We start from the raw sequence: 12,504 nt of genomic DNA on the forward strand, positions 1-12,504 counted from the left end.
TTGGAATTTTTTCCCTAACCTATCCAATTTGTCCGAGGCACCAGGTAATCTGGATTACAGAAGAGGTCAATTATGGATTACGTAGAATCACTTTTAGAAGAATACTTTGATGCATCCAAATTTGCAGAAATGGAAACTTATCCCCAAAACAAAGAATTATTGGAAAGTTTGCTTGCAATCGAAGAAGAAATCTGTTGGGAATTTAATGTGCCTCCCACTTTGAAATTTCGTGATTTATTTCGATTGATTCCTATGGGTATCACCAAAGAAGAATACATCCAAACTTCAATTCAAAATTTATCGAGAGAAAAAACAAGGTATTATTACCAACCAAACAAAACAGTGTTCGAAACATTTAAAGCCGCCTAATTTACGTTTGGCACTAGATTTACACAATAATCACAATTCCCACAAGAAACAAAGGGTGAATCAAAGTATTGGTGGATAAATTTCCTTCGACAATCATTTGTTTTGGTATACTGAAGCATTTGGTAAAGGCGTTTTCCACCTTCTTTCTTTTTTGATTCTAACTCTTGTTTGGAAAAGAATGAATCGTCCCATTCTTTTTCCAATTGGATGGTTCCCCGTTCCAAATCCCCTGAGATCAGACCAACACTTGAAAGAAGATTGATGGCAGTTTGAACGCGGTGGTCTGACCTATTTTTGAATGTCATATGGGATTGTATGGAATCATAATCCAGTGCCGACAATTGGTTTTGTTTTTGAGAAATCAGTTGGTAAAGTTTTTTTAAGTATGAAATGTCTGGGTTTTGCCAGTCGATAAAATCCATCTGGATTGCCAAATCATCTTCTGAATAATATAGTTTACAATAAGAAGGTTCCCCATCCCTTCCCGCTCTTCCAATTTCTTGGTAATAGGCCTCAATACTCCCTGGGATTTGCATATGAAAAACATTTCTCACATTGGCTTTATCAACTCCCATACCAAATGCATTGGTAGAAAGTAAAATGACTTCCTCTGCCTTTAAAAAACGCGACAAGGTATTCTTTCGATCTTGGTTTGACCTTTTGCCATGGTATACTAAGTGTTTGATTTGTTTGGTATCCAACCAATTGCTAAAGGATTCCAAATCCTGGATCAAACTAAAGTAAACAATGGAAACTCCAACTTTTGTTTTTAATTCTTCGAGCAATTGTTTGTATTTGGACTCTTCATCATAAAACTGTTCAACGGTTAAAAATAAATTTGGTCGAAAGAGTCCATCGTCAAAAACCTTGATCTCTTCTGAATCTAATCCCATTTGGGTGATGATATCGGACTGTACTCGTAAAGAGGCTGTTGCTGTTAACGCAATGGTGCGCGGAAAACGTAATAATTCCCGAAACCAACGAATTTTTTTATAATCTGGACGAAAGTCATGTCCCCACTGGCTGATGCAATGTGCTTCGTCAATGGCAAGTAAAGAAATTGGAATCGATTGAATAACTTCAAGGAATTCTTTTTTTTGGAATCGTTCTGGTGATACATATACTAGTTTGAATAAATTTTCTTTTAGGCCTTTGTAACGTTCTAACCTTTCAGAACGACTTAAACTAGAATTGATAAAAGTAGCTTGGATTCCTTTTTTGGAAAGAGAATCCACTTGGTCCTTCATTAAAGCTATCAGAGGAGATATGACAATACATGTTCCTTCTAAAATGAGGGCCGGAATTTGGTAACAAATCGATTTTCCCATGCCAGTCGGCATCAGAACAAGGGAATTTCCACCATTTAACAAATGATTGATGATCTTTTCCTGATTGCCTCGAAAACTTTTGATTCCAAACTTAGCTAAAATTGATCCATCAACCATCATTAGCCACTCTCATTGAGAGTGGGCAAAAAGTAAGTTGTTTTTTATAGGATGAGTTGGCCAGAATTTTGGTTTAAAACGGCAAATCCAGTACGCAGTCGACCATTGATTTTTTGGAAACCACCTGAAATGAAAACTTTGTCTTGGTGTAGAATGATACGATCTGCAGTTCCAGATCCAACATCAACTTTGACATTCCAATCGGAAACGGAAAATGTTTCCTTATCAATTTTGACAACATTGGTTCGAGTAAGTCCATTAACTGTCGTAAATGGACCCGATAGGAAGAATGCATTTTCATTGGAATCCATATTATAAACACCATTATCGATGGTATAAGTTGGCCCTAAATTCCCACAATTGTTTGCTTCAATGAGTGCAGTTTGGCTACGCGATTCTGTATTGAACAATGAAAAATCGCCAGATACGATCATAGAATTACCAGAAACAGTAAGATCATACATAAGTGTTGCATCATTTGTACAGGTAAAATTTGAATCGATTTGCAATAATGGATTGAATTTTGCAACTCCACCTGTTGTTATCCCTCCGATTGAAACAAAACTACCAACAGCGAAGAGATTACCAGCAAACATACGCATTCCATAGACAGTAGAATTTGGATTAGGTGACCAATTGAGTACCTCATTGTTAGAAAAGGAATATGCAGCTAAATTCGGTTTGGTGATGCCTTCAATTTCACTGAATGAACCAGCGGCAATTAAAGTATCGTTTGTAATCATGAGATCATTAAGAATCGCACTATTGAAATCCAAATAGAAATCTGTAGGTTCTCCCGTATCCTTTTTGGTTTGTGCGAAATAAGGCCTTGAAACGCCATCATACAGGGTGTTAAAACTCCCAACCAGATATACATACTGTTCATCAGAACGTATGAGTGAGGGAAAGGAATCCGGCTTTGGATCCCAATCAGTGACCATACCTGTGGTTATATCAAATGAAGCTGCGTTCAATCGTTTTCGTCCTTCAAAAAGGCGAAAACTCCCTCCCATGAGTAAGTTGTTTCCAATTTTATGAAAGGTAAAAATTGGATTTTGAGTCACCGGTGTGAAGGCTTCAAAAAAAGCACCGCTGATAGCATCTACTGCCCCCACATACGACTGCTCTCGTCCTCCAATGCTAGAAAAAAACCCTCCCATATACACGACCCCATTCATTTCGTAAATAGCATCGACTACTCCATCAAGATTTGGGTTCCAAGAATTGCTCGTGGTATTGCCGATCGTAAAGGCAGCGACATTATTTCTCGCATTCCCACCGATCGTCGAAAACGAACCACCGACATAGATTTGCGTATCAGTGGCATAGATATCATAGAGAAAACCTCCACCACTGATATTCGGATTCCAAGGCATTAGGGTTTCGTTGAGGACATCAATCTCTGCGAGTGCCCCTCTTGCACTTCCCCCAAAGGTTGTAAAATCTCCCCCAACAAAGAGTGAGTTGTTTTTTAAAAACAGAGTTAAAACTTTTTCTAAGCCGCCAGTATTCAGAATAAACGAATTCACACTTGCATCGGCAATATTAATGGCTCCGAAAGACTGCCTTGCTGCACCAGCTAACGACGAAAATTCGCCACCAACATACAATCGATCATTATAGAGTGCTAATGCCCAAACTGCACCATTGGTAAGTCCAGGAACCCATGAAGTATCCAATTCACCAGTGGAAGCATTGATTTTTGCAACGTATGGCCTACTGACAGAACCCACCTGATTGAAAACTCCGCCAATATATAGGTCATTATCCTTCTTCACAATTGCCCTCACATTACCATCTGGTGTTGGTTTAAAACTCGGGTCTACTTTGCAGTTTGGAAGGATATGAGCTAAGTTTTCGATGGAAAATCCTTGGACAGTGGTAAAAATTCCCCCAATGTAAAAACCTCCACTCCCGTCATCCAAACTCGAATATACAGATCCATCAACTTCTAGATATGGACAGAGATTTTTAGATACAAGTTTTTGTGTAGATGAATCAATGACTGCAGCGGACCCAGTATTAGGACCAACATGTTGGAATGTGCCACCAATATAGATTCTGTTATGTGCTATGTGAATTGAAGTAACCTGTGAATCAGTAATCCAATAATCAGGAGAACCAAATCCAAAACCGATACCGCAGTGTGGGCTTTTGTCTCCCGTCAAGAGTTTCGCTACAATTGTATTCAAAAAAGAATTTGAAAATGGATCACATGCATTTTCTAAATCGGAACTACGGCAAGAAAAATACAAAAGAAAGATCGAAATCAATGTATAAATTTTATGCATTGTATTACCATTAAAATATCAGTTAACGATTTATGTCAACCTAAGAGAAACTTATGATTCTTTTTTTACCACATAACAATTTGAGAAATTCACTAAAACAAAATCGATACTGATTTGACCTTCGATTCAGTTAAATCACATTCAAACTTAAAAAAATATGCGCATATTTATATTTGATTACTTTTACGTTAGTAACTTTCATATGACACAGTACTTCCCAAACAATCAAAAATTCATCTTTGTTTGATTGACGTGTCTCTCCAGAATCTTAGATAAAATGAATTCTGCAAAAAAAGATTTTTAGGAGTATTGCAATGAAGTTAATCTTACACACATTATTTGTTTTGATTTTGTTTTCTTTTGCCTTTTGCATAGGAAACCATTCACCGGTTGAAACCAAGTCATACGTACATTTCCATGGAGCACCAAACAAAGGGAAAATCCTTATGGTTTTGAGTAGCCCAAGCATATCCAAACAAACTGGATGGCCCATTGGATTTTGGGCAGCAGAACTCACCCATCCCATGAGAGTGTTCCAAGAAGCAGGTTATTCGATTGATTTGGCATCAACACAAGGTGGAAAAGTAGAAATGGATTCTTATTCCAATCCTACTGATCCAAGTGGATATTCTTCCCACGATGTCATCTCCCTTGGTTATTTGCAAAAAAAAGAATTCATGCAATCTTTGCTAAATACAAAAAAATTAAGTGATGTAAAGGAAAATGAGTACGATGCGATATTTTTAGTAGGTGGCCAAGGCCCTATGTATACTTACAAAGGCAATGACAGCTTACAAAAATTATTTGTTTCTTTTTATGAAAACAATAAACCAGCGGCTGCCGTTTGCCATTCTACAACCATACTCTTAGAAACAAAAAAGTCGAATGGAGAACTATTAGTGACTGGAAAAACCTGGACTGGATTTGCCGATGCGGAAGAAGATTTTGCAGACAAAGCAGTGGGTCAAAAAATCCAACCTTACCGAATTGAAACGGAAGCAAAAAAACTGCAAAACACAACATTCAAAGTGGCGGAACCCTTTTCTTCTTATGCAATAAGAGATGGATACCTGATCACAGGACAACAGCAAAACTCAGGCGAAGCCGCAGCAAAACTTTTGGTCCAAACTCTTAACAAGTAATCGTTATGATTCAAATGCCCATCTCTTTCAATTTTAAGAGAGGTGGGTTTTCTCATTTCTTTTTTATTGATTTTGCATTCGGGAAGAATTCCAAATCTTCGGTATAAGCTCCAGATGTTTTCATAAAACTGATACCAAGTTCACGTAACGAAAGTATGATGGGGATTGTCTTTTTACCTAAATCCGTTAAAGAATACTCAGTGTGTGGTGGCACCACTGCAAAAACTTTCCGATTCACCAGTCCATTTTCTTCTAACTCACGTAGTGATTGCGCAAGCATCTTATCCGAAATATGACTCAATGTTTTCTTGATTTCACTATACCGCAGTGTTTTTTCACGAAGTCGCCAAAGAATGGGCATTTTCCAAGCACCACCAATCCAATCCAAAACGAATTCAACTGGATTGTAGTATAATTTCCCTTTGTATTTAAATTCTGGCATTTTTCCCTCTCTGCTTACTTAATCGTAAGTATATTACCAAAAACGATGGTATCAATCAAAATTTTTGAAATTGAAAATTTTAGGAATTGCAAAATGGATTTCAACTGATTATGAAAATAGTTATCAATCAGAAAGGTGGAAAATCATGAAAATTGCAATCATTGGTACTGGAAATGTTGGCGGAGCTTTGGCGGAGGGTTGGTCAAAACAAGGTCATGAGATACTGCTCGGTGTTCGAGATCCAAACCAATTCAAAGGAAAAGAATTATTACAACTACCTTCTGTTACAGTCCATCCAATTGCAGATGCAACAAAACTTGCAGAAGTGATTGTCCTTTCAACTCCCGCAAAAGAAGTCATCCATGTCACAAAGTCACTTGGTGATACAACAGGTAAGGTCATCATCGACACCATGAACACCATACAAAGATCTCCAAACCAAAGTGAACAATCCACAACCGAAATCATCTTAAAACATACAAATACAAAGGATGTTGTTAAGTGTTTTAATACAACAGGGGCCAACCATTTAACAAACCCAGTGTTTGGTGACCAAGTTATCGATTTATTTGTAGCTGGCGATTCTACCCGAGGGAAAACGATCGCAAAACAATTGGCACTCGATTTAGGTTTTGCTGAATGTTATGATGTTGGTGGCAATGATCGCTTTTTTCTGATGGAAGAGTTTGCATTGTTTTGGATCAACCTCGCCATGTTTCAAAAACAAGGAAGAGACATTGGATTCAAATTATTAAAACGAAACAACTAGTCCCATCCCATGATCCATAGGGCGTTCCCGATTTAAATTCACATAAAAAAATTTCCAAATCTGGGTCGGGCCAGTCCGGGGTTCGCTAACGCTCCCGTCCCAAGGGACCAAGCCCTCCCTGTCCCTAACGCTAGTTAAATGCCATAATTCGATTACTGATCCAGTTTGAATTGGCCTTTTACGATTTCCCCAACTTGGTTTTGATTTATTTGGGTCTTTTTTCCTTTTGGTTGTTTTATAGAGAAAGGAAGGTGAACCAACTGGTTAGGGATCCAAATAGAATTTCCTTTATCCACCAAATCAATTGCTATTACTTCTCCCTTTATTTCCCCTTTACCATTCGTGGAAAAGATCTGAATTGGATTTCCAAAACGATTGACCTGTCCATTTTCTAAAACAAATACTTGTTTTGCGATTTGGATCAATTCTGGAATTTCATGGCTAATGAAAAGTACAGTCATTCCCCATTTTTTTTGAAGGTCTCGAACAAAGAAAAGAAGTTTCTCACGAAGCCTTCCATCCAAAGATGAAAAAGGTTCATCTAACAAGAGTAAACTTGGTTTTTGTAAAATACTCCGTACAATTGCCACTCTCTGTTTTTGTCCACTGGAAAGTTCTGTGATCGATTTTTGTAAAATGGAATGGATCTCTGCGATGGTTACCAATTCTAAAAAAAGGGTTTCATCAACTTTTCCATTGGGAATCGAAAATTGAAGGTTATCCATTACATTCATATTAGGAAACAAACTGTGATCGGGAAACATGACCGAGAGGGATCGTTTTGCAATGGGAAGGTTGATTTGTTTTTCTGAATCAAACCATACTTCGTCTGAAACAATGATTTTCCCACGATCCGGAAGGAGGAGTCCCGCCAACATTTTGAAAAGAGAACTTTTTCCAACTCCCGATTCTCCAAAAAAAGCACTTATTTCTTTCAATGGAATTTTACATTGAAAAGAGAGTTGAACAGGTGGAACTCCTTTCGATGGGAAAGTTTTTTCTATTTGTATATCGATCATGACAAGTGGGGATTAAGAAGACCTATCAAGGGAAAACAACAATCCATTCCGTTTCCATAGGAATAAAATGAATAACGATATAAAACTTATACAGAGTAAAATAAAAGAATAGAGGTGGGCATTTGAATAATTCATAGCCTCCACCTCTTCAAAAATAGCAATCGAAGCCACCTTTGTTTTCCCGGGAATGCTTCCTCCAATCAGTAACACCACACCAAATTCACCTATCGTGTGTGTAAAACTGAGAACCATCCCTGTAAAAATAGAAAATTTACAATTTGGTAAAATGATCCGGTAGAGTATGGTCCACTTAGATTTTCCCAGCGCAATTCCTGTTTCAATCATTGCTTTTGGAACTGATAAAAATCCAACCTGGATTGATTGTAACATAAAAGGAAGATTGAATATAATGGAACCCAAAAGGATTCCCAAAAAACTAAAGGTCAATCGTATCTGAAAAAATTCATCCAACCATTCACCTAACAAATGCTTTGGGCTAAACAGGATGAGCAAATAAAATCCAATTACTGTGGGCGGAAGGACTAAAGGTAAATTCAAAACCGTTTCCAAAACGGTTCGAAATCGAAAATCTGAATAGGTAAGTCCGTAAGCGATAGGAATCGTGATGAAAACCAAAATCAAAGTAGTCAAAACAGCCAATTGAAGCGTCAACCAAATGGGTAAGGTATCAATCAAAATGATTTACCTCTTTTAGATCCAGTATCTTTTCGTTTTGAATTTCGATTTGGGATTTTATATCCATACTTTTTTAGTATTGGATCCAATTCTTTGGAACCAATCAACTCATAGAGTTGTTTCATGATCAATTTTTTTTCGTCAGTGATGGGTCCTTGTGGTTTGAGAAGTAGTTTCCCTTGTCTTAAGCTTGGGACCTTTTTTGGATCCAATGGTTTCCAATCTTTCCAATCCATTTCATTCGCTTTCACCGAAGAATAAGAAGTAAAACCCACGTCAGCAGCAGAAGCGAACACAAATTGATTCACCTGGGTCACACTTTCTCCATACACCAATTTAGCTTCGATCGATTGTAAGATTCCTAGATGTTTCAAGTATTCTACAGTAACTTTTCCATAAGGGGCTGTTCTTGGATTTGCGATGGCAATGTATTTTGTATTAGGCGATACGAGAATTTGTTCGATGTTTTGGAAGGAAGTTAAACTATTGTTGGACACCAAAACCAAAATGCCTTCTGCATACACCTCTGGTGGAGAATCAGAAAACCCATCGTCGTATAAAGAATTCGGAAAGTCTAAATCTGCTGATAAAAAAATATTTACGTTCGCACCATTTCGTATTTGGTTTGTTAAATGACCAGAGGAACCATACAAAGTGATGATTTTCCAATGTGGGAATTTTTTTTGAAACAAAACTTTCATTTCTTCCAATGGGTTTTTGAAATTGGCGGCAACAGCAATTGTAATTTCCTTACCTGAATCATGTTCTTCCACTCCAACTGGATTCACTTGTGCGATTAAAATTGGGAAAAAAGAAAGTAAACTGAGAAACGAAACGATCCAGGGAATGGTTACGACAGGAAATAATTTCATAAAATGATGGTTCTGACAGATTCGAAATCCCAACGAATGTCTAGTCTTACAATTCTGAACTCCATTCATAGAGATTTTTAGAAGATGTGGATCGAAAACATCCCTTTTTTTTATCTGAATTTGTTTGGAGAACAAAACAATGCTATACGAAAATCCATCTTTCCCAATAGATAACGATTGGTTCCTATGACTCTATCTAAAAAATTTTCCATTTTTTTTGCCATCATAATCAGCGTTAGTTTAGCAATTAGCATATTATTGTTCAATCTCCAAAACTACCTCCAAACACAAAATCCAAATGTAGAATTAAAACCATTCACTTTCACAAAAATCCTTTCTCGAACCGCGACCATCATCCTCTTTTTTTCCTTGATTTGGTTTCGTAAAAAAATAGACAAAAAATCAATATCCTCTCTTGGTTTGGAACAATTTGGAAAAAGACGTAATGAATTGTTGATAGGATTTTTAGTCGGCATTATCTCTTTATCACTCGTCGTCACAACAAAAGTAATTTTTGGAGTTTCCACTTGGGCACCAAAAGAATTCACAAACAATGATTGGTTTTTTAGCGCTTATTTTTTGTTAGTTGTATTTTTTATTGGTTTTGTCGAAGAACTTTTTTTTCAGAGGGTATCTTTTACAATCCTTTGTTTCAGAATGGGGCGAAAAAAAAGCTGCCATCATCACCAGTTTATTTTTTTCACTCACACATTTCATTCGTCCCATCACGGACTTATTCGTATTATTACCTGAAATGATTGGTTTATTTTTTGTTGGGTATGCTTTATCCTATGCTTGGATTTACACTCGGTCACTGTACTTACCAATTGGAATCCATGCAGGTTGGGTATATGTAGTCAAAATGCAAAAAATGTTTGTCGATCCGATTCCTCACGACTTACACTGGTTTTTCGGTGGAGACAGGCTTGTAACTGGAGCAGTCGCGTGGATGTTTATGTTTTTGTTTTTGTTTGGACTGAAACGAGTTTTTGAAAACTCTCCGATTGGATCCAAATCCATCCATTTATAAAATCGGTTCGATTCAATTGATTTAGATTTTGTTTTCCTGTATTTTGGCTTGGAATAATAAAAATCCCAAAGTTGCGATCACACCACCAAAAAATATATATAATTCTGGCCCAAAAGTATTTAGTTTCCCACCACTTCCGACAAACATAAGATATGCGATCGGAGCAATGTATTGATTTGTGAAGAGAACTCCAAAAGCCAATTGGTTGGAGAATCCACCTTTTAGGAATTTCCAAAGGAAAAGGTTGGGATTTCCAAGGATAGTGGATAAAAAAAGTAAAACCATAAAAAACATTTCTATAAGAGAGACACCTACTCTTGGATCAATCGACATACTCAAATAACTTGGATTTTGGAATAAATGACCGAATAAGCTAAGTCCTCCTGGAACAAGCGCTAGGTGGATCAAAATATCGTCTAATATCCAAAAACGATCCGGAGTCCGTCTCAAATACAAAAGGATTTCATAAAAACTAAACAAGATAAGTCCAATGGAAGTAAAAATCGATGTCATCACAAGTGTTGACTTGGGGTTGATGTGGACGGCAGGTGCAGAAAGTAACATCAGTATCGAAGAAATATTCCCTCCACCCACTATCATAAGGAAAGCCAAATTGGCTGTGAATGGCCAAAGGTGGAAATGTTTTGTGGCAATTCGCAAACTAACGATCGTTAAGAGTGAGATGGCAGTAAAGATGGATAGAACCGGACCCTCCGATTGGTAAAAAAGAGGAAAACCAAAAATCCAAAAAACAAGTGCAATAGAAGTTCCAATAAAAATGACCCAATCGAGTATTTCGGCCCATGTTGCAAAAACTTTGTCCATAAAGATTTACCTAACCCAAAGGGTATGATTGTGAATCCATTCAGATTTTTTGCAATTCAAAACTAAGTGGAATCAAAAAAGAGAATCGGAGAAAATTTCAAACCCACCTCTGACCCTTCGATTCAATTGAGAGAATTCTCCAAACAAAATGACGTCATTCCCATTTTTTGAAAACCCATTGATGTTGCCATTTCGTAAGGGTTCAAATCCCGTGATTGTTTCATTTACCAAATCCAAAACGGCAAATTGGTTTCGAGGTGTTCCTGAGATTGTCGTAAAGGTTCCACGAACAAAGGCTTTTCCGTTTTCCATAATCAACATATCTTGCACTGCTGCATTGAATGTGAGTGCTGTCGTTTCAAGAGTGGGAGATGTTAGGTCATAACTAGCGAAATAAGGTCCAAAATTGGTAAAGGTTCCACCAAAGTACAATCGATTGTTCCAGAGTGCTTGTGTGGAAACCGAGTTATCAGGTAAACTTGGGTAATAAACACCTGAGGATTGACCATTGGAAGCATTGATTCGATGGATGTAATTGGAAGCGGCACCACCGATCGTACCAAACCCTCCTCCTACATACAAAAATCCATTGTTTTCCAAAATCGAACTTACCGATCCACTTGTCACGGATGCATTCCAACCAGTATCTACAGATCCAGACTCCTTATCAAATGCCACCATATTGTAACGGGAAACACCTTGCGCAAAATCAAACGATCCACCCATAAAAACCTTGGATTCACCTACATAAAGGTCTTCGATATATGGGTTTGGTGTCATATCAAATCGATCACTCGACAAACTCAAGTCAGTTTGGTTGATAGAGACAACCCCTTGTGTTTTTGGTTCATCATTATACGTAGTAAAAGATCCTGTGATATAAATTTTGGAACCAAAGGATTTAATTTTTAAGATCGCAAAATCAACTTTGGGGTTCCAATCAGTCACCTTTCCTGTGATTCGACTAATTTCTGCTAAATTTTGTCGTTTCACTCCATTGGCGGAGGTAAAATACCCAGGTACAACCAAACGATTGTCAGAAGTCAAACAAGATTTATTGGTATCAACACTCCCTTCCTGACTGAAATTGGGATTAAAATCAGTAAGAGAATAGTTGTCTAAGTCGATAGCGGCCGCAAAATTCCTTTCCCTACCAGAGACAACGGTGAACTTTCCGAAGAAGATCAGTTGATTATTCACAATGATAGAAGAGTCAATTTCATCACTAGCATTGAGATCTGAAAAACCATTTATGATCGCACCATTGGTGTTGTTTAAGACGGCAAGTCGATTCATCGTAACTCCATTGACCTGAGTGAATCCCCCGCCTATGATGATTTTATCTTGATGGAATTTTACCGTATAAGCATTGCCAGTTGTTAAGGATACATTCCATCCCACAGGGACAGTACCACTTGATTGTTCAAATGCATAGAGTTGTGCTGGTGTTACATCACCCACTGCGAGTACAACTGAAGTTCCTAAGTAAAAATATACTCACGAATAGGCATGAAATTCATTTTCAAATGTAACAGGAGCTTTGTATCCAATTTTAGAATGCAAACGCTTTCTGTTAATAAAAAACCTCGATATACTAGAGGCGT

At 37.5% G+C, this 12,504-nt stretch carries 13 protein-coding genes; 4 read left to right on the forward strand and 9 right to left on the reverse strand.

Annotated features, from left to right (window positions below):
* The first annotated feature begins 72 nt into the window (after positions 1-72).
* Entirely contained in the window at positions 73-369 is a 297-nt protein-coding gene (locus tag LEP1GSC202_RS17905; RefSeq protein ID WP_015679159.1) for a hypothetical protein, read from the forward strand.
* Here the strand turns inward: LEP1GSC202_RS17905 and LEP1GSC202_RS17910 are convergent.
* Positions 366-1,814 (reverse strand): RecQ family ATP-dependent DNA helicase, encoded by a 1,449-nt coding sequence (locus tag LEP1GSC202_RS17910; protein WP_015679120.1) that lies wholly within the window; start codon positions 1,812-1,814, stop codon positions 366-368. The genes LEP1GSC202_RS17905 and LEP1GSC202_RS17910 overlap by 4 nt on opposite strands.
* A 44-nt stretch (positions 1,815-1,858) precedes the next feature.
* Positions 1,859-4,105 carry a hypothetical protein gene (locus tag LEP1GSC202_RS17915; protein WP_015679106.1) on the reverse strand — a complete coding sequence of 749 codons (2,247 nt, stop codon included), beginning with the start codon at positions 4,103-4,105 and terminating at the stop codon, positions 1,859-1,861.
* Between the two features lie 314 nt (positions 4,106-4,419).
* On the opposite strand from LEP1GSC202_RS17915, the gene LEP1GSC202_RS17920 reads away from it, so the two are divergent.
* Positions 4,420-5,247 carry a type 1 glutamine amidotransferase domain-containing protein gene (locus tag LEP1GSC202_RS17920; protein WP_015679188.1) on the forward strand — a complete coding sequence of 276 codons (828 nt, stop codon included), beginning with the start codon at positions 4,420-4,422 and terminating at the stop codon, positions 5,245-5,247.
* A 52-nt stretch (positions 5,248-5,299) separates the two neighbouring features.
* Here LEP1GSC202_RS17920 and LEP1GSC202_RS17925 read toward each other — a convergent pair whose 3' ends face one another.
* Positions 5,300-5,689, reverse strand: a complete 390-nt coding sequence (locus LEP1GSC202_RS17925) for a winged helix-turn-helix transcriptional regulator (RefSeq protein WP_015679112.1) — start codon at positions 5,687-5,689, stop codon at positions 5,300-5,302.
* Positions 5,690-5,753: 64 nt separating this feature from the next.
* Between LEP1GSC202_RS17925 and LEP1GSC202_RS17930 the strand changes: the two genes are divergently transcribed.
* Positions 5,754-6,458 carry an NADPH-dependent F420 reductase gene (locus LEP1GSC202_RS17930; protein ID WP_015679093.1) on the forward strand — a complete coding sequence of 235 codons (705 nt, stop codon included), beginning with the start codon at positions 5,754-5,756 and terminating at the stop codon, positions 6,456-6,458.
* Between the two features lie 152 nt (positions 6,459-6,610).
* Here the strand turns inward: LEP1GSC202_RS17930 and LEP1GSC202_RS17935 are convergent, their stop codons facing one another.
* The 4 genes from LEP1GSC202_RS17935 to LEP1GSC202_RS17950 form a co-directional block, all read right to left on the reverse strand.
* Positions 6,611-7,396, reverse strand: coding sequence for an ATP-binding cassette domain-containing protein (locus LEP1GSC202_RS17935; RefSeq protein WP_167321738.1), 786 nt, complete (start codon positions 7,394-7,396; stop codon positions 6,611-6,613).
* 93 nt (positions 7,397-7,489) lie between these two features.
* Positions 7,490-8,173 (reverse strand): molybdate ABC transporter permease subunit, encoded by a 684-nt coding sequence (gene modB, locus LEP1GSC202_RS17940; RefSeq protein WP_015679143.1) that lies wholly within the window; start codon positions 8,171-8,173, stop codon positions 7,490-7,492.
* Positions 8,170-9,045, reverse strand: coding sequence for a molybdate ABC transporter substrate-binding protein (gene modA / locus LEP1GSC202_RS17945; RefSeq protein ID WP_015679157.1), 876 nt, complete (start codon positions 9,043-9,045; stop codon positions 8,170-8,172). The genes modB and modA overlap by 4 nt, the downstream gene beginning before the upstream one ends.
* A 275-nt stretch (positions 9,046-9,320) precedes the next feature.
* Positions 9,321-9,593: a hypothetical protein gene (locus LEP1GSC202_RS17950; RefSeq protein ID WP_156825427.1), complete on the reverse strand. Its 273-nt coding sequence runs from the start codon at positions 9,591-9,593 to the stop codon at positions 9,321-9,323.
* 56 nt (positions 9,594-9,649) lie between these two features.
* Between LEP1GSC202_RS17950 and LEP1GSC202_RS17955 the strand changes: the two genes are divergently transcribed.
* A complete protein-coding gene (locus tag LEP1GSC202_RS17955; protein WP_167321740.1) occupies positions 9,650-10,075 on the forward strand; it encodes a CPBP family intramembrane glutamic endopeptidase in 426 nt (141 codons plus the stop codon).
* A gap of 21 nt (positions 10,076-10,096) precedes the next feature.
* Here LEP1GSC202_RS17955 and LEP1GSC202_RS17960 read toward each other — a convergent pair whose 3' ends face one another.
* Complete coding sequence (locus LEP1GSC202_RS17960) at positions 10,097-10,900, reverse strand: hypothetical protein (RefSeq protein ID WP_015679179.1); 804 nt, start codon at positions 10,898-10,900, stop codon at positions 10,097-10,099.
* Between the two features lie 72 nt (positions 10,901-10,972).
* Positions 10,973-12,361, reverse strand: a complete 1,389-nt coding sequence (locus LEP1GSC202_RS17965; RefSeq protein WP_015679110.1) for a hypothetical protein — start codon at positions 12,359-12,361, stop codon at positions 10,973-10,975.
* Between the last annotated feature and the right edge of the window lie 143 nt (positions 12,362-12,504).

The sequence above is a fragment of the Leptospira yanagawae serovar Saopaulo str. Sao Paulo = ATCC 700523 genome (assembly GCF_000332475.2).
In the GTDB taxonomy this organism is placed as follows: Bacteria; Spirochaetota; Leptospiria; order Leptospirales; family Leptospiraceae; genus Leptospira_A; species Leptospira_A yanagawae.